The sequence below is a fragment of the Xenorhabdus sp. BG5 genome, assembly GCF_015163665.1.
Classification (GTDB): Bacteria; Pseudomonadota; Gammaproteobacteria; order Enterobacterales; family Enterobacteriaceae; genus Xenorhabdus.
Genome location: NZ_JADEUG010000001.1, coordinates 359,288 through 379,189, shown reverse-complemented (window position 1 = coordinate 379,189; position 19,902 = coordinate 359,288). Strand labels below are relative to the sequence as shown.

At 52.4% G+C, this 19,902-nt stretch carries 2 protein-coding genes (1 of these 2 running past the window's edge); both read right to left on the bottom strand.

Annotated elements, in window-relative coordinates:
- Positions 1–55: 55 nt before the first annotated feature.
- On the bottom strand, positions 56–14,674 hold the full coding sequence (locus IQ209_RS01435) for a non-ribosomal peptide synthetase (protein WP_228005642.1): 14,619 nt from the start codon (positions 14,672–14,674) through the stop codon (positions 56–58).
- Positions 14,671–19,902 carry the 3' portion of a non-ribosomal peptide synthetase gene (locus IQ209_RS01430; RefSeq protein ID WP_193848312.1) on the bottom strand. The gene runs 1,458 nt beyond the window's last position, so only the last 5,232 of its 6,690 coding nucleotides appear in the window; its start codon lies beyond the right edge, outside the window; the stop codon is at positions 14,671–14,673. The genes IQ209_RS01435 and IQ209_RS01430 overlap by 4 nt, the downstream gene beginning before the upstream one ends.

Here is a 19,902-nt window from a genome sequence, read left to right as displayed (position 1 = left end):
TTAGGGTCACTAATAATACCGATCATATTTTGCTCGCACATAGGGTTCAGTCGCTTTATTTATCAATAAGAAACACGCAATTCTGCCACAGGTTGGTTACCCATTGCCCGACATGGGGGGCGGATAACAGGGTCATATGATTGCCGGGTACAACCATCGTATTGAGCTCTGCCACCAGAAGACGCCACTGGGTTTCACGAGTTCTCCTTTCATCCTTATCGCCTTCCTCGGCGTTAACCAGATGGACAAGTCCCTTATAACGAGCACGAGGGATATAACGGGTGTTCAGATTAGCCTGCATAACGCGAACAATCCCTTGCAACAGCGATATTGGTGTTTTTGCCGGGAAAAGACCGGCCTTAACCAAGGCACTGTGCAGATGCTGAATCTGTTCATCCGCGGCCAGGTTAGCAAAATCTTGCCGGGCGAGCGGAAGCGGCTGATTTAATATCATATTATAGATATCGATCAACTCCATGATTGTCTCAATACGGTTGACTGACTTGAGAGCTTTTCCTTGCTGGTCAGGTTCATCGGTATCGATAAGAATAAGATCGGATACCTGTTCTCCTTCCGCTTGCAATTGCAAGGCGATTTCAAAGGCAATCCAGCCGCCAAAAGAGTGGCCTAGCAGGTGATAGGGACCATAAGGTTGGAGTTGCCGGATTTTCTGGATATAAGCACGGGCCGCGCCTTCAACACTGCGGTAAGGGGAATGATGCTCAGCCGTGAACCCACGTGCTTGTAAAGCGTATACCGGAAGTTGCGGTGGGAACGACAGGGCCAGTTCAAGCAGACTGGACGGGCTGGCACCAGCACCCGGCAGGCAAAATAGCGGCGATACGGATGGAGAGCCTTGCTGAATCATAACCAGTGGGTTGAAGGAAGGCATATCCGGTAAATTTTCAGTGATTGAATCCACGATTTGGTTGAGCAGAGGCGGATGCATAATGGAAAAATGTGTGCCGCCGATGGGATGGAGCACCGAATCGTGACCGACAATGTCATGCCAGCCGTGCCAACTATCGCTGTTAACTGATGCTTCCGCAGTATAGAGGTGGACAGGTAAGGTGGATTTTTGCGCGATGTACCCCTGACCACGCTGTGTAATCATCTCAGCGGTATAAAAACGCAGAAGAATATCTTCGCGCGTGATACCCGCCGACAGCCATTGGCGCTCGATACAGTGATCAAGCACCTGTTCCAGGTTACTGAGTTTGTGCAGCTCTGCTAACGCTTCCTCATCACCAATCATTTTTTGAGTACGCAGTGCGTTAATGATTAATTCTATTCGCCTTGCTTCCTCGTTTACAGAGGGGTCATCACTGTCTTTATGGGGGTGATAATAGGAATCGATCATACCAAGAAACGTGACTGTCTCACCGTCACGGATTAATTGTTGGGCTATTTCATAGGCAATCAACCCGCCAATCGACCAGCCCATCAGGCGATAAGGTCCCTGGGGTTGGAGGCGGCGAATGGCCTGAATATGGCAGGCGGCAAGTGCTTCAATCGACACCGGAGGATGCGCCAAGGTATGAATGCCAAGTGCCTGCAAGGCATAAACCGGAAGTTCAGGGGGTAATAAAGCCGCCAGGGGAGAATACACCAGAGGATCGCCGGAAGTTTCGTGGACCAAAAATAAAGGTAATAAAGCACCTGCCGGACTGAGCGGTACAGGGTTTGCATCAAATGGGGATACGGGCATGACGAATTGCTCCTTAACAGCCAAAGCCAGATCACATAAAGTTGGATGGGCGAACAGCGTGGTCAGTGAAACCTGCATATTTTGTTCACGCATACGATTCAACAACTGTACAGCGAGCAGCGAGTGCCCGCCAAGCTCAAAGAAATGATTATGACGGCTGATTTTTTCCAGTCCTAACAAATCCTGCCAGATTTGGGCCAGAGTGGTTTCTGTCTTGCCGATAGGTGATTCATAGCCACGCACCACGAAAGCGGATGGTTCGGGAGCCGGTAACGCCTGTCGGTCGAGTTTGCCGTTAGGGGTTAACGGAAAAGTTGTTAACGAGACAAAGGCACTGGGCAGCATATAGTCGGCAAGATATTGGGCGAGTTGCTGGCGCAGTGTGGTTGGCAGCAATTCAATTCCTTCCTGCGGCCGTAAATAGGCGACCAGCCGTTTTTGACCGGGCGTATCTTCACGAACCAGCACCACCGCTTCGCGCACCCCGTCACATTGGCTGAGTCTAGCCTCAATTTCCCCTAATTCAATACGGAAGCCACGCAGCTTGATCTGAAAATCAGTGCGGCCAAGGTATTCAATATTGCCATCGGGCAGCCAGCGGCCGAGATCGCCGGTTTTGTACATGCGAGCGTCTGACTCCGAAGAGAACGGATTAGTGAGGAAACGTTCGGCCGTCAGTTCAGGACGATTCAAATAACCGCGGGCCATCCCAGCGCCCGCGATATGGATTTCACCGATAACACCAACGGGAACGGGTTGACTATGTGTATCCAAAATATAAATCTGGGTATTGGCAATCGGGCGGCCGATAGGAATAGAACGAGTTGCATCAATAAGCGAAGTCATTTCGTAGGTTGCAGCAAACGTCGTGGTTTCCGTTGGGCCATAGCCATTAATCAGATGTGTGGGTTGGGACTTCGCCAATTGCACCTGTTGTATCCTCTTGGGATCGAGCACATCGCCGCCAATCAGCAGGTAGCGCAATTGCCCAAACAGGGATTTGAGGCTATCAAGATATTCATTAAATAAGCCCGCTGTCAGCCAGAGAGCGGTGATGCGCCCTCTGATCAGTGCATCACAAAAACGTGCCGGATCGAGTAGTACAGATTGTGGAACGATGTACAGACATCCACCATTGAGCAGGGCAGACCAGATTTCCCAGGTCGAGGCGTCAAAAGCGATATTGGCACAATGAGCGACACAGTCGTGCGCACCGATATCTGCGTAAGCATTATTAATCACCAGCCGATTGATACTGCGGTGCTCGACCATCACCCCTTTCGGCTGGCCTGTTGAGCCAGAAGTGTAGATCACATAGGCCAGATGGCGTGACGTGAGTCCCAGTATATGTGCTTGCGGGTTGTGAGTCGGCAGTGCCTCCAATGACATTTTCTGGGCATTAAGCACGACTATAGGCACTGTTGCAGGTACGCAGCCGTGTAGCCTGTCGAACTGTGTTGTCTGGGTCAGTAATACTACAGGGGTGGCATCTTCGAGCATATAGGCCAGCCGTTCGGTTGGATAGGCCGGATCGAGCGGCACATAGGCTCCGCCAGCTTTAAGGATGCCCAGTAAGCCGACGATGGTGTCTAAACTGCGTTCAGCACAAATCGCTACCCGATCATCCGGGCGCACACCCAACGTGATCAAATAATGGGCCAGGCGATTGGCGCTGCGGTTGAGTTCACCATAGCTCAGTGTCTGGCCTTCATAGACAATAGCAAGAGTATCAGGATGCTGTTCTGCATGAGTTTCAAACAGTTGGTGGATCAGGGCATCTTGCGGAAAATCCGTTTGAGTGGCGTTGAAATTTATCAATAGCTGTTGCTGTTCTGATTCCGGCAGCATCGGCAAGGCAGCAATGCGTTGTGTTTCATCTGCCACTATCGCCATCAGTATATTGGTTAAGTAACTGACCATACGCTCAACAGTTGCAGCATCGAACAGCGCGGTAGCATAGGACAAGGCGCCGGTTAAACCTGCTTCAGTTTCTGCCAATGATAATGTCAAATCAAAATGAGTGGTGTGATACGTCTGTTCAAATGGTGTGAGCTGTAGTTCAGGCAAGATGAGAGTTTGGGCTGGCGTGTTATTTAAGGCCAGCATCACCTGAAAGAGCGGGCTGTGGCCCAGGCTACGTTCAGGTTGGAGGGCTTCTACCACCTGCTCGAAAGGCAGATCCTGATGGGCGTAGGCGGCCAGCGCCCGTTCGCGAACTTGTGCAAGCAGATCAGCCACACTGAGTTCATCATTGAATATAACGCGCAAGGCTAGCGTATTGACGAAGAACCCTATCAACCCTTCAAGCTCATGATGCGGGCGGTTAGCGACTGGAGTACCAATAACGATATCATCTTGCCCGCTGAGTCGGGCCAGCACGATACTCCAGGCACTCAATAGGGTCATAAACAGCGTGGTGTTATGGCGCTGTCCAAGTTCCTTTAGTGATGTCAATAAGGTGGTATCAAGCTGGAAAGAGATTTGGTCACCGACATAGGTCTGTATGGCTGGGCGTGGCCGATCGGTGGGTAGCGTCAGCAAGGCTGGCGCGTCTTCAAGCTGAGCACACCAGAAATCACGTTGTGCAGCGAGGGTGGTTGCTTTTAACTGTTCATGTTGCCACACCGCATAATCAGCATATTGAATAGGTAGTGGTGGTAAAGGATCTTCATTGCCATTAAGTGCCGCACAGTAGAAAATCCCCAATTCTCGTACCAGCACGCCAATAGACCAACCGTCGGTAATAATATGGTGTTGTGTGAGTAGCAACACGTGTTCCTTATCCGCCAGTTGCAGCAGTTGACCGCGGATAAGCGGTCCCTGAGCAAAATCGAAAGGCGTTTGGGCTTCAAGGGTCGCGAGTTCAGCCACACGCTTGATATGCAAAGTGAGATCGAGCTGACGCAAGTCCTGACAGGACAGGGTAAAACCGATATCGGCAGGGGCGATTTGCTGGCTGGGTTGGCCTGCAACCAGCACAAAGCGGGTGCGCAAACTTTCATGCCGCGCCACCAGACGATCAAACGCCGTCATCAGGGCATGGCGATTGAGTGAACCGGATAAGCGCAGCGCTGCTGGGAGATGATAGGCTTGACTCGCCGCCGGATCGAGCTGACCGAGGAACCATAACCGCTGTTGGGCAAAGGATAAGGGCAAGGGCTGGCTGCGATCAGCTGGGGAGATCACGGTTTGTGTGAGAGTGGCCGTTTCTGTCAGCGTTTGGGCCTGCGCCAGCAGGACGGGTTGGGCAAACAGGGTTTGTAACGGTAATTCCCGCGCCAGTCGCTGACGGATACGGGCGACAAGCTGGACGGCAAGCAGGGAGTGCCCGCCCAGCTCAAAGAAATGATCATGGCGGCCAACCCGTTCCAGTCCCAGCAAGTCCTGCCAGATTTGGGCCAGTGCTGTTTCTATGTCACCGACAGGTGCTTCATAGCGGCGCGTTGCCACGGCAGACGCATCCGGTGCAGGCAGGGCCTGACGGTTGAGTTTGCCATTGGGCGTGAGTGGGAAGGTTTCCAGCATCACAAAAGCACTGGGTAACATATAGTCGGCCAGGTGTCGGGCGAGTTGCTGACGCAGTTCAGCCGGCATGAGTTTAGCGCCCGCCAGCGGCCGCAGATAGGCCACCAGCCGTTTCTCGCCAGGCTCATCTTCGCGGGCAATCACCACGGCTTCGCGCACCCCGTGACACTGCATCAGCTGTGTTTCGATTTCCCCCAGTTCAATACGGAATCCCCGCAGTTTGACCTGAAAATCATTGCGGCCGAGGTATTCGATATTGCCATCAGGCCGCCAGCGGCCGAGGTCGCCGGTTTTGTACATGCGGTCATCAGGATATGGGGAAAACGGGTCAACAAGGAAACGTTCAGCGGTCAGTTCCGGCCGGTTTCGATACCCACGAGCCACCCCAGCGCCGGCGATATAGATTTCCCCGGTTACCCCCAAAGGTACGGGTTGGCCGCTGCCATCAAGGATATAAATACGGTTGTTGGCAATCGGGCGACCGATGGGGGGCAGTGTTGGCCATGGTGTCATCGCCTTATCCAATGAATAGGCCGTGACAACGTGGCTTTCTGTCGGGCCATAGTGATTATGTAACCGGCAATCAGCCCGTTGCAGGAAACGCGCAATGGCCGGTGTAATACGCAGTTGCTCGCCGGCGGTGATGATATGCGCCAGGCAGGAAAAATCGTCTTCACTGTCACTGGCGGCTTCAGCCAGATGCTGGAGTGCAATATAGGGCAGAAAAATGCGGTCAATCTGTTGTTGCTGGATCAGCCAGAGAAGCTGTTGCGGTGCCCGCCGTTGGGTTTCATTAACCAGAACCAGACAGCCGCCTTCACTCAGGGTGGTAAAGATTTCCTGAAAAGCGACATCAAATCCCAGTGCGGCAAATTGCAGGGTTTTGCCCGTGCCGGCGGGGTGTGAAGGCGCGTGCCGGTGCCATTGCAGTAAGTTTGACAAGGCGGCCAGCGGCATTTCTACGCCCTTGGGTAATCCGGTGGAGCCAGACGTGTAGATAACATAGGCCAGATGGTGGGGTGTCAGCCCCATATTCTGCGTGTCAGGATTGTCAGTCGGTTGTTCTGCGAGAGACATTGCCGGCGCATCAAGCAGCAGGGTGAGATAACTGGTGTCTGTACTGTTCAGGGTGTTAGCTAACGTGCTCTGGGTCAGCAGGACCACGGGCGCCGCGTCGTTGAGCATATAGGTTAGCCGTTCAGTCGGGTAGGCCGGATCGAGCGGGACATAGGCTCCGCCAGCCTTAAGGATAGCCAGTAAGCCGACCACCATATCCAGACTGCGCTCGACACAAATCGCCACGCGCTTGTCTGGACGGACGCCTCGCGCAATCAAATAATGGGCCAGCTGATTAGCGCGCCGGTTCAGTTCGCCATAACTCATCGTTTGTTCTTCAAATACCACGGCGGGCGCATTGGGTTGTTGCGCGGCCAGTGCTTCAAACGGGGGATGGATTAAGGTTTCTGACGGGAAATCCATCTGTGTGGCATTGAAATTTGCCAGCAATTGTTGTTCCGATTTTGTCATTATCGGCAGAGTGGCAATGCGCTGTGTTTCATCAGTAACCATGGCCGCCAATATATTTTTCAGGTAGTCAACCATCCGTTCAACCGTGGTTGAATCGAATAAATCAGCAGCATAGGTTATCGCGCCGGCTAAACCTGATTCGGTTTCAGTGAGTGATAATGTGATGTCAAAATAGGCACCATGGTGAGCCTGCTCAATTGAGGTGAGCTGCAAATCAGGTAATACCAGATTCTGGGCGGGTGTGTTATTCAAGGTCAGCATTACCTGAAAAAGGGGACTGTAGCTTAAGTTACGTTCAGGCTGGAGTGCCTCCACCATCTGTTCGAAAGGCAGATCCTGATGAGCATAGGCGGCAAGTGCTCGTTCGCGAACTTGTGCGAGCAGCGCCGTGACATTGAGGCCATCATTAAATGTGACACGTAAGGCCAGCGTATTGACAAAGAAACCTATCACGCCTTCAAGTTCATGGTGTGGGCGATTGGCGACTGGGGTGCCGATAACGATATCGTTCTGACCACTGAGTCGGGCTAATACGATACTCCAGGCACTCAATAGGGTCATAAACAAGGTGCAGTTATGGCGTTGTCCAAGTGCTTTAAGTGATACCAATAACGCAGCATCAAACTGGAAAGAGATCTGGTCACCCGCATAGGTTTGTATGGCTGGGCGCGGCCGATCGGTAGGTAGCGTCAGTAAGGCTGGCGCGTCTTTAAGCTGGGTACACCAGAAATCACGTTGTGTTTCCAGAGGCGTTTCTTTTAGCTGAGCATGTTGCCAGACCGCATAATCCGCATACTGGATGGGGAGTGGTGGTAAAGGATTTTCTTCGCTCTCAAGCGCTGCACGGTAGAAAACACCCAGTTCTCGTACCAGCACACCAAGCGACCAGCCGTCAGTGATAATATGATGCAGGGTCAGCAGCAAGATATGTTCTTCGTCTGCCAGTTGCAGCAGTTGACCACGAATAAGTGGCCCTTGGATGAAATCAAAAGGTGTTTGGGATTCGCGTTCGATAAGCTCGGTAACACGGCGGGTATGCAAGGCCGGATCAAGCTGGCACAGGTTGTGGCAGGACAGGGTAAAACCGAGGTCAGCAGGTTCAATGTGTTGGTAGGGTTGTCCTTCAATCAATATAAAGCGAGTGCGCAGGCTTTCATGGCGAGCAACCAGACGGTCAAGGGCAATCACTAACGCATGACGATCCAGTGAACCACTCAGGCGTAGTGCCGCAGGTAAATGGTAGGCTTGACTCGCCGCCGGATCGAGCTGACCGAGGAACCATAAACGTTGTTGAGCAAAGGAGAGAGGCAGTGGCTGGTTGCGGTCAGCTATGGGAATAACGGTATGAGTCGTTGTAGCCACGTTAGTTAACGTATGCGCTAATGTCATTAGAATCGGTTGGTCAAAGAGTGTCTGTAACGGTAACTCCCGTGCCAGCCCCTGACGGATACGCGCAACAAGTTGGACGGCAAGCAGAGAGTGTCCACCCAGCTCAAAGAAATGGTCATGACGGCCAACCTGTTCCAGCCCCAGTAAGTCTCGCCAGATTTGTGCCAACGCAGTTTCTATTTCACCGACGGGGGCTTCATAGCTGCGCGTCACGACGGCAGCGGCATCTGGCACAGGGAGCGCCTGCCGGTTGAGTTTGCCGTTAGGCGTTAACGGAAAAGTCGCTAACGTGACAAAAGCACTCGGCAGCATATAGTCGGCAAGGTGTTGAGCGAGTTGTTGACGCAATTCAGCGGGCAGTAGTTCAGCACCATCTCGTGGACGCAAATAGGCAACCAACTGTTTTTGCCCTGCCTCATCTTCGCGGGCGATCACAACCGCTTCGCGCACCCCATCACACTGCATCAGTTGTGTCTCGATTTCGCCCAATTCAATGCGAAAGCCCCGCAGCTTGACCTGAAAATCATTGCGGCCGAGGTATTCGATATTACCATCGGGCAGCCAGCGGCCGAGGTCACCGGTTTTATACATACGTGCGTCTGGCTCTGAAGAGAATGGATCGGCAAGAAAACGTTCGGTAGTCAGTTCCGGTTGGTTGAGATAACCGCGGGCCAGGCCGACGCCCGCGATGTAGATTTCACCTGTGACACCAAGGGGGACGAGTTGTCCGTGAGGATCCAGAATATAACTTTGGCTATTGGCGATGGGGCGGCCAATAACGGAAACTTCCGGTACACCTGCCTGAGCAGAATATTCATACCAGGTGGCATCACCATTGATTTCAGATGAACCATAAAAATTCAGGAGACGGAGCCAGGGGTAATCTGTCACTACCTGTCGGGCTAACTCAGGTGCAAGCCGTTCTCCGCTGCAAATCAACGTCCTGACTGATTTGAGATGAATTCGATTATCACGATCCTGTATTAAAAGTTTTAATAGTGAAGGCACAACGACCAGATAGTTAACATTAAAACGCTGCAAACCTTCACTGAACTGGATGGGATCTTTCACTTCTTGGTTATTGAAAACCACCAGTTTGCCACCTGCCAGCAGTACACCCAAGGTTTCAGTGATTGAATCAACAAAGCTGATACTGGTTTTTAGCGCCCCGATTAATGGCGGAATCGCGATGTCTCGGACGAACCACAAGAGCCGATTGCATAGGGCCAGATGGCTACTCATGACTCCTTTAGGCAGGCCAGTGGAGCCAGAAGTATAAACAACATAGGCCAGATGATGGGGAGTCAGGCCAGATATTTCTGGGTTGTGATCTGGCTGCATTTCCATGCTGTCATCCTGGATATCAAGCAGGAGGAGAGGAATAGCATCGGTTGACTCAGTACTTGTAAAAATATCAAGCCAGGCTAGTTGGGTCAGTATCGCTACCGTTGCTGAATCTTCAAGCATATAGGCCAGCCGTTCGGCGGGGTAAGCCGGATCAAGCGGCACATAAGCCCCACCCGCTTTCAGGATAGCCAGTAAGCCGACCACCATCTCTGGGCTGCGTTCGACACAGATGGCGACACGATCGTCTGGGCGTACACCCAACATGATTAAATGATGCGCTAAACGATTGGCGCGGCGATTCAGTTCACCATAGCTGAGTGACTGTTCACCGTATACTACGGCGATATCAGCGGGGTGTTGTACTGCTTCGATTTCAAACAGTTGGTGGATCAGGACATCCTGCGGAAAATCGGCTTGTGTGGCATTGAAGTCTGTCAGCAGTTGTCGTTGCTCCAGAGCAGGCAGGATCGGCACGTGCAGAATGGGTTGCTGCGGGTGATGGATAAGTGCATCAATAAGACCGCTGATAGCCGTGACCAGATAATGAGTGATACGTGCAGGGTCAATACTCGTCACAGTTTGGGCAGTTAAATGGAAACCAACGCCCATATCATCTACCGATAGCGTGATTGGATAGTTGGTTCGCTCTTCCGCTGCCAGGATGCGGATACCCGCCCAGACCGAACTGGCTGTTTCCATCTCACCAGATTGACTATGACGATAATTCAATAAGGCACTGAACAACGGCATCGGTTGGGGCACGCCACTGCATCGTTGTGCCAGCGATAACGGTGCCTGTTCATGTTCTAATAACAGAGTCAGATTGTGGTAGGTAGCCTGTACCACTTCTTGCACGCTGAATCCGCTCAGCGTAATCCGTATCGGCAGCGTGTTGATAAACATGCCCAATATTCGGTTGGCTCCTGCGATCCCTTGCAAACGTCCCAATAATACCGAGCCAAAGACCACATCGTGGTGACCACTGGTTTGAGCCAACACTTGCGCCCACGCGACATGAAACAGGACGCCAGGACTGATACCTAAACGGCGGGCCTGAGAACGAATCGTCTTTGCCAGAGTGGGATCAAGCGACAGGCTGTGTTCGTTGAGAGTCCGATTATCGCTTGCTACGCTGAGTACCCCGTAAGGAGCAGTTGGCTCAGCAATATCAGCCAGTTGGTCACGGAAATAGGCTTCATGCTCTGCGACTGGCACACTTAATAACCGGGCAATAAAGTTGCGATAAGGCAGGGCAGTAGGCAGCATGGCGGCATCTCCTTGCAACACGTGGGCAATCTCAGCGAAAATCAGCTCCAGTGTCATATGGTCACTGACCAGATGATGAAAACGTAAAGATAACAACCATTCATCGTGTACGGGGTCATGGGCGATATCTGCGGCAAACAGCGGCGCGCGGCTCAAATTGAGACGATGCTGGCGTGGGTCAGTATAGTCACGTAGTTGTGATGAAATGGATTGCGATAAAACGTCGTCTGCCGTGGTCGCGGTGAAGACATTGATATGCAGCGATGCCTGACGCCAAACCACCTGAACGGGCTGGGCCAGATCTTGCCAATAGGCGGCAGTTCGCAGGATGTCATGGCGAGCGATAATGTGTTGCAACGCGGCTAAAAAGGCATCAAGCCGTTCGCGGGTATCGAAAGCGAGCAGGCTTTGCAGCAGATAATCATCACCTTGTGTCTGTAATAAGTGCTGGAAAAGAATGCCCTCCTGTAACGGCGCCAGTGGATAGATATCCTGCACATTGGCAGCCCCTCCTGACACAGTCGCGACAATGGCATCAATCTCGTCCTGGGACAACGAAACCAGTGGCAGCATATCTGGCGTAATGGAAGTACAGCCTTCGGGGATAAGCTGGGGTGGTGCTTCAAAAGCGCAGGGATTGTCTTGAGATGTCAGAATGGTTTGCGCCAGCTCACTTAAGATTGGGGTTGCAAACACACTGCGCACATCAAGTCGCCAACCCAGGTTATGCAGTTGTTCAATCAGATTGACGATCAGCAATGAGTGTCCACCGAGTTCAAAGAAATGGTCATGACGACCGACCTGTTCCAGTCCCAGCAAATCTTGCCAGATCCGGGCTAAAGCCGTTTCTATCTCTCCGACCGGCGTTGCATAGCCGCGAGTGATCACCGCAGATGTATCGGGGACAGGCAGGGCCTGCCGGTCGAGCTTGCCATTAGCATTCAGTGGGAAGGTGTCCAATGTCACAAAAGCGCTGGGTAACATATAGTCGGCCAGGTGTTGGGCGAGTTGCTGGCGTAATTCGGCCGGTATCAGTTCGGCACCCGCCAGTGGTCGCAGATAAGCCACCAGCCGTTTCTGCCCTGGCTCATCTTCACGGGCAATCACCACCGCTTCACGTACACCGTGACATTGCATCAGTTGTGCCTCGATTTCCCCTAATTCAATGCGAAATCCACGCAACTTGACCTGAAAATCATTGCGGCCGAGGTATTCGATATTGCCATCGGGCAGCCAACGGCCGAGATCACCGGTTTTGTACATACGTGCGTTCGGTTCTGAAGCGAAGGGATCGCTTAAGAAGCGTTCGGCTGTGAGTTCAGGCCGATTCAGGTAACCGCGGGCCACACCAGCACCGGCGATATAAATTTCGCCGGTAACCCCAAGGGGAACAAGTTGTCTGGCCGCGTCAAGGATATAGATGCGGGTATTGGCGATGGGGCGACCAATATGAGAAACAACATTTGTCGTCCGATTCATGCGGGTCCAGGTCGAATACGTTGTCGTCTCCGAAGGGCCATAGAGATTGCAGATATCCTCTACACCAGAATAGGTAAACAGATGTTCGACAATATGGGGTTTCAGCGCTTCACCCGCCAGATTAATGGCTTTAACAGTGGGGGGAATGGCATTTGTCTCGCTCAAATGCGCGATGGCCGACGGCACCGTATTAATCAGGCTGATCGCCTGTTCTGTAGCGGAAGATTTGGCAGCGATTAACGACAGGGTATCAGCAACAATATGAACCGTACCGCCAGAAATCAGTGGCGCAAAACATTCGTACACGGACAAATCAAAATTAAACGAAGTCGCAAACAGGGTATGAGCCAATACTTCGGGGCGAAAAGTCCGTTGGGTCCAGGTCAGGAAATTCACGGTATTGCGATGCGCAATGGCAACCCCTTTGGGTGATCCGGTCGAACCTGAGGTGTAGATCACATAAGCCAAATGATTTGATGTTAAACCCCGTGCTTGAGCATCGGGATTGGCTATCGATTGACTTAAGCGGTCTTGATTGTCATGGCTGAGTAGATTGTCGATAAAGACCGTAGGGGCGGAGCTGGTCAGTCTGTCGGTGAATTTTTTCTGCGTGATGACTACGACGGGAGTCGCATCCTCAAGCATATAGGCCAATCGGCTGGTTGGGTAAGCGGGATCGAGCGGGACATAAGCGCCCCCCGCTTTAAGAATAGCCAGTAACCCCACCACCATTTCTAAACTGCGTTCGACACAGATAGCGACTCGATCATCTGGATTTACCCCTAATGTAATCAAATGATAAGCCAGATGATTGGCATAGTGGTTCAATTCTCCATAGCTGAGAGACTGCTCTCCACACACTACCGCTGTCGCATTGGGCGTTTGTGCAGTTTGCATTTCGACCAGTTGATGGATCAGGGCTTCTTGGGGGAAATCGGCTTGAGTGGCGTTGAATTCCACCAACAATTGGTGCCGCTCCGAGGCTGACAATATTGGCAGGCTGGCAATAGTCAGTTCGGTTTCGCTTGTCATTGCCACCAGTACCCGTTTCAAATAGCTGACCATCCGTTCTATCGTCGAGGAATCAAACAGATCAACGGCATATTCCAGCTCGCCGAACAAACCAGATTCGGTTTCGGTCAGCGATAAGGTCATATCGAAGTGGGTACTGTGGCGTGTTTGTTCAATTTGGCTGAGTTGCAAGCCAGGTAACGTCAGGGTCTTGGCGGGCGTATTGTTTAGAGCCAACATCACCTGAAAGATCGGGCTGTAACTTAGGCTACGATCAGGCTGGAGTGCTTCCACGACCTGTTCAAACGGCAGATCCTGATGGGCGTAGGCGGCAAGTGCCCGTTCCCGCACCTGGTCAAGCAGCTCCGTTACATTAGGGTCATCATTGAGAGTGACACGCAAGGCCAGCGTATTGACAAAGAAACCAACCAGCCCTTCAAGTTCACGGTGTGGGCGGTTAGCGACTGGCGTACCGATGACGATGTCATCCTGTCCACTGAGTCGGGCGAGTACAATACTCCAGGCTGCCAGTATAGTCATAAACAGAGTTGTGTGATGCCGTTGTCCAAATGACTTAAGTGATGCCAGCAAGGTCGCATCAAACTGAACAGGCACCTGTTTACCTGCATAAGTGGGTACGGAAGGACGTGGCCGATCGGTGGGTAATGTCAGCAAGGCTGGGGCGCCCTTAAGTTGCGTACACCAAAAATCGCGTTGTTTAGCAAGGACAGTGCCTTGTAACCACTCACGTTGCCAGACGGCATAGTCAACATACTGAATGGGGAGTAGCGGCAACGGATCATCCTGGTTGTCAAGAGCCGCACGATAGAGTGCACCTAGTTCGTGCACCAGTACCCCGATAGACCAGCCGTCAGAGATAATGTGATGCTGGGTCAGCAATAACACATGTTCTTCATCCGTGAGTTGTAACAGTTGGCCGCGGATCAGCGGGCCTTGAGTTAGGTCGAAAGGTGCCTGTGTTGCAAGGGTGGTCAGTTCGGCGAGACGGCTAGCCTGCGTTTTGGTGTCTAATCGACGTAGATCATGGCAGGACAGGGCAAAACCGCTGTCAGCTGGATCGATATGCTGACAGGGCTGTCCTTCGTTCAGAACAAAGCGGGTACGCAGACTTTCATGACGGGCAACCAGATGATTGAGTGCGTTAGTCAGGAAGTCACGGTTAAGTTGACCTGTCAGGCGCAGCGCTATTGGAAGATGATAGGCCAGACTGGCGGCAGGATCGAGTTGGTTAAGGAACCACAGCCGCTGTTGGGCGAAGGACAATGGCAGAGGACGCGCACGGACGGCTTGTTTGATGGGGGGCCGCTGCTGATGATGCTTGTTATGTTGTAACTGTTCTTTAATTTTCTTTTGTAAAACAGCACGTTTTAGGTTATCGCGGTTCATGTTATGCCTTATCATTTGTTGTTGTCTCCGCCTAAAATTGCCATTAATTCTTCGGTTGACATTAAATCCAGCTCGTCCTCAAGTAATTCAATATTGCTGTTCCCTATAGCATCCAATTGGGTAGTAAGGATGATGTCGGCCTGCTCTGCCAATTGAGGAGAAAGAAACAACGAGGAGATAGGGATATCGACCAGAAATTCATCTTGTATCCGTGTTGCTAATTGCGCGATCAGCAATGAGTGGCCGCCAAGTTCAAAAAAGTCATCGTGGCGACCCATTCGTTCTAATCCCAGCAAGTCTTGCCAGATTTGGGCCAGCATGATTTCTTCTTCATTGATCGGTGCTTCATAATGGCGTACGACCATAGCGGATGCATCAGGGGCAGGAAGTGCCTGACGGTCGAGTTTGCCATTGGGGGTCAGCGGGAAAGTCTCCAATATGACAAAGGCGCCCGGCAGCATATAGCCAGCGAGATGCTGGGCCAGTTGCTGATGCAGTTCTGTCGGCACCAGTTCAACACCGGTTTGGGGGATCAGGTAGGCGACCAGACGTCTCTGGCTCCCTGTGTTGTCGAGAAGCGTATCTTCGCGCATAAGAACGATGGCTTCATGCACGCCATCGCATTGCATTAACTTAGCTTCAATCTCGCCGGGTTCAATGCGAAAACCACGCAACTTGACCTGAAAATCATTGCGACCAAGATATTCGATATTGCCATCAGGCAGCCAACGCCCGAGATCACCGGTTTTGTACATACGGGCATCGGGGTTTTGGGAGAACAGATCAGCAAGGAAGCGTTCGGCAGTCAGTTCAGGCCGGTTCAGGTAACCGCGAGCCACGCCGTCACCGGCAATATGGATTTCACCCGCTACACCGATGGGAACGGGTTGACCACGCGTATCCAGAACATAAATCCGGGTATTGGCAATTGGGCGGCCAATAGGGATAGAACGGGTTACATCCACGGGAGAAGTGATCTCGTAGGTGGAGGCAAATGTTGTGGTTTCCGTTGGACCATAGCCGTTAATCAGGTGGACGGGTTGAGACTCAGCCCGTTGTACCTGTTGTATTTTCTTCGGATCGAGCACATCGCCACCGGTAAGCAGGTAACGCAACTGACCAAACAACGGCTTGAGACTATCGAGATATTCGTTGAACAAACCCACCGTCAACCAGAGGGCGGTGACTTGCCCCTTGATCAATGAATCGCAGAAACGTTCTGGATCGAGCAGCACGGATTGCGGAACGATATGCAGGCGTGCCCCGTTGAGCAGGGCAGACCAAATTTCCCAGGTCGAGGCATCAAAAGCGATATTGGCACAATGAGCAACGCAGTCGGATGTACCGATATCTGCATAAGCACTATTGATAACCAGCCGATTGACACTGCGGTGTTCGACCATCACCCCTTTGGGTTGCCCGGTAGAGCCAGAGGTATAGATCACATAGGCCAAATTTTGTGATGTCAGATTCAGTACCTGTGGATTGGGGTTGTGAGTCGGTTGTGCCTCCAATGGTATTTCCTTTGCATCAAGCACGACGATAGGCACTGTTGCAGATACACTGCGGTGTAACCTGTCGAATTGTGCTGTCTGGGTCAGTAATACCACCGGAGCGGCATCTTCGAGCATATAAGCCAGCCGTTCGGTGGGATAAGCCGGATCGAGCGGAACATAAGCGCCGCCAGCCTTAAGAATGCCGAGTAATCCCACAATAGTATCCAGACTGCGTTCGGCACAAATTGCCACCCGATCATCCGGCCGCACTCCCAGAGCAATCAAGTGATGAGCCAGACGATTAGCCCGTTGGTTCAGTTCACCATAGCTCAGTGTCTGGTTTTCACAGACGACAGCGATGGTATCTGCATGTTGTTCAGCCTGTGCTTCAAACAGTTGGTGGATTAGCGCACCTTGCGGGAAATCAACTTGAGTAGCGTTAAAATCGGCCAGCACTTGTTGCCGCTCTGCCGTTGGTAAGATTGGCACAGCCAAAATCATCTGTTGTGGATGGTGTACCAACGCATCGATCAGGCCACGAATGGCTGTCAGCAGGTAATGGGCTACACGAACGGGATCGATACCGGCCACAGTGTGGATGGTCAGGTGAAAACCAACGCCTAAGTCATCTACTGATAGTGTGATTGGATAGTTGGTTCGTTCCTGTGTGACAATAACGCGCATATCTGACCAGATATTAACCGCGTTCGCGTCATTGGCTTGGGAATGACGGTAATTGAGTAAGGAGCTGAACAGAGGCATGGGTTGCGCGACACCACTACAACTTTGTGCCAACGCCAATGGTGCCTGTTCATGTTCCAGTAGCGACATCAGGTTATCGTAGGTGGCTTGCACCACGGTTTTTACACTGCGATCAGCCAGGGAAACACGTACTGGCAGGGTGTTGATAAACATCCCCAGTATTTGGCCGGCACCGGCACCGCCTTGCAGACGCCCCAATAGTACGGAGCCAAAAACGACGTCGTCCCGACCACTGGTATGAGCCAATACCTGCGCCCAGGCCACATGAAACAGAACACTCGAACTGATCCCTAAGCGCCGAGCCTGGCTGCGAATGGCTTCCGCCAGTTCAGAAGGAAGAGAAAGGCGGGCTTCGGTGATGGCGTTATCATCGCTTAATGTTTGGTTATCCGGTATTGACAGCACACCGAATGGGGCTGTCGGTGCATCAATATCGGCGAGTTGAGCACGAAAATAGGCTTCGTGCTCTGTGGCGGGGGCGTTCAGGATTTGGGCGATAAAGTTGCGATAGGGCAGTGCCGCAGGCAGTGTTTGTTGTCCCTGCAATATTTGCGCTATTTCGGCAAAAATCAGATCCAGTGTCATATGGTCGCTGACCAGATGATGGAAACGCAGGGCCAGCAGCCATTCGTTCTGTAGTGGATCATGGGCGATATCGGCAGCAAACAGCGGGGCATGGTTCAAATTAATACGGTGCTGGCGTGGATCGGTGTCAGCCTGTAATTGCGCCGGAATATCGTCTGGCGTGGCAGGGATGAATTCGTGGATAGTCAGCTGTGCCTGACGCCAAACCACCTGAACTGGCTGTTCCAGTCCCTGCCAATAAACGGCCGTGCGCAGGATATCATGGCGGTTAATAACCTGTTGCAAGGCCGCCAGAAAGCTCGCAAGACGATCGCGAGAATTGAACGCTAGCAGGCTCTGCAACAGATAGGTATCCCCCTGTGCCTGCATTCGGTAATGGAACAGGATCCCTTCCTGCAACGGTGCCAGTGGATAAATATCCTGTACATTACGGGTTCCACCGGAAACGGTATCAACGATGGCATCAATTTCAGCTTGAGAAAGCGAAACCAATGGCAGCATATCGGGGGTAATGGCCGTACAGCCCTCTGGAATAAGGTTGGGTGGCACGACAAAGGTGCTGCCCCCATGCTGGATAGCCTGAGCCATATCGGCGAGGACAGGTGAGGCGAACACACTACGTACTTCGAGTTGCCAGCCCAGATTACGCAGCTCTTCGATCAGGCTGACAATCATCAGTGAATGGCCGCCGAATTCAAAGAAATGGTCATGGCGGCTGACTTGTTTCAAATCTAAGAGTTTTTGCCAAATCTGTGCCAGGGCGATTTCTCTCTCTCCGACGGGCGTGGCATAGCGGCGGGCGACGACGGCCGATAAATCCGGTGCCGGCAGCGCCTGACGGTTAAGTTTGCCATTGGGCGTGAGCGGGAATGTGTTTAACATGACAAAAGCACTGGGTAACATGTATTCAGCAAGATGCTGAGTCAGTTGCTGACGCAATTCAGCCGGCACCAGTTCAATCCCCTCCAATGGCCGCAGATAGGCCACCAGCCGTTTCTGGCCGGGTTCATCTTCGCGCGCCAGCACGACCGCTTCGCGTACGCCGTCACATTGCCTCAGTTTGGCTTCGATTTCCCCCAGTTCGATGCGGAAGCCCCGTAATTTGACCTGAAAGTCATTACGGTCAAGGTATTCAATATTGCCATCGGGCAGCCAGCGGGCCAGATCGCCAGTTTTGTACATCCGGGCATCGGGTTGCGAAGAAAACGGATCGGGCAGGAAGCATTCGGCGGTGAGTTCAGGGCGATTGAGGTAACCGCGGGCTACGCCGTCACCGGCAATATGGATTTCACCTGTTACCCCGATAGGAACGGGTTGACCCTGCGTATCCAAAATATAAATTTGGGTATTTGCGATGGGGTGCCCAATGGGGATTTTTCTGTTTTTACTTTCAACGTCTTCGTCTTCCATAACAGGAATTTCATAGGCGGTGGCAAACGTGGTTGTCTCGGTCGGCCCATACACATGCAGTAAGTGTTTGGGGGGATGTTCGGTTCTGAGACGAATAGCCGGACGGTTATCCGCTTGTTCACCGCCGAACAGGACATAGCGTAAGCCAGAGAGGGATGACCCAATGAGCTCCGCGTATTGGTTAAACAGGGCGGTGGTCAGGAACAGGGCAGTGACACCTTCCGATGATAGACACTGACCAAACAGCGTGGGCTGGAGCAAGACTTTTTCCGGGATAAGCACAATACGCGCCCCATGCACCAGCCCCGCCCATATTTCCCAGGTGGCGGCGTCAAATGAAACATTGGCGCAATGGGCAATACAGTCGTCAGGGCCAATCTCAGCAAAACCACTGTTAATGATAAGACGCAAGACATTGCGATGTTCGACCATCACGCCTTTGGGTTGCCCCGTCGAGCCAGAGGTATAAATCACATAAGCCAGATGGCGTGATGTCAGCCCCAGTGTCTGGGCTTGCGGATTGTGCGTTGGCTGGGTTTCCAGTAACGCTTCTGTGTCATCAAGCACGATGACAGGCACCGTTGCAGGGACGCTGTCGCGCAGTCTGTCGCATTGTGTTGTCTGGGTCAGTAACACCACCGGGGCGGCATCTTCCAGCATATAAGCCAGCCGTTCAGTGGGATAAGTCGGATCGAGCGGCACATAGGCCCCACCGGCCTTAAGGATGCCCAGCAAGCCCACGATGGCGTCCAGACTGCGTTCAGCACAAATCGCCACCCGATCATCTGGACGTACTCCTAGCGTAATCAGGGAATGGGCCAACTGATTCGCGCGATGATTTAATTCACCGTAGCTCAGGGTCTGCTCTTCATAGACGACCGCAATGCTCTCGGGATGCTGTGCGGCCTGGGCTTCAAACAGCGAGTGAATCAACGCGTTTTGCGGGAAATCGGACTGAGTGGCATTAAAATCCACCAGCAGTTGTTGCCG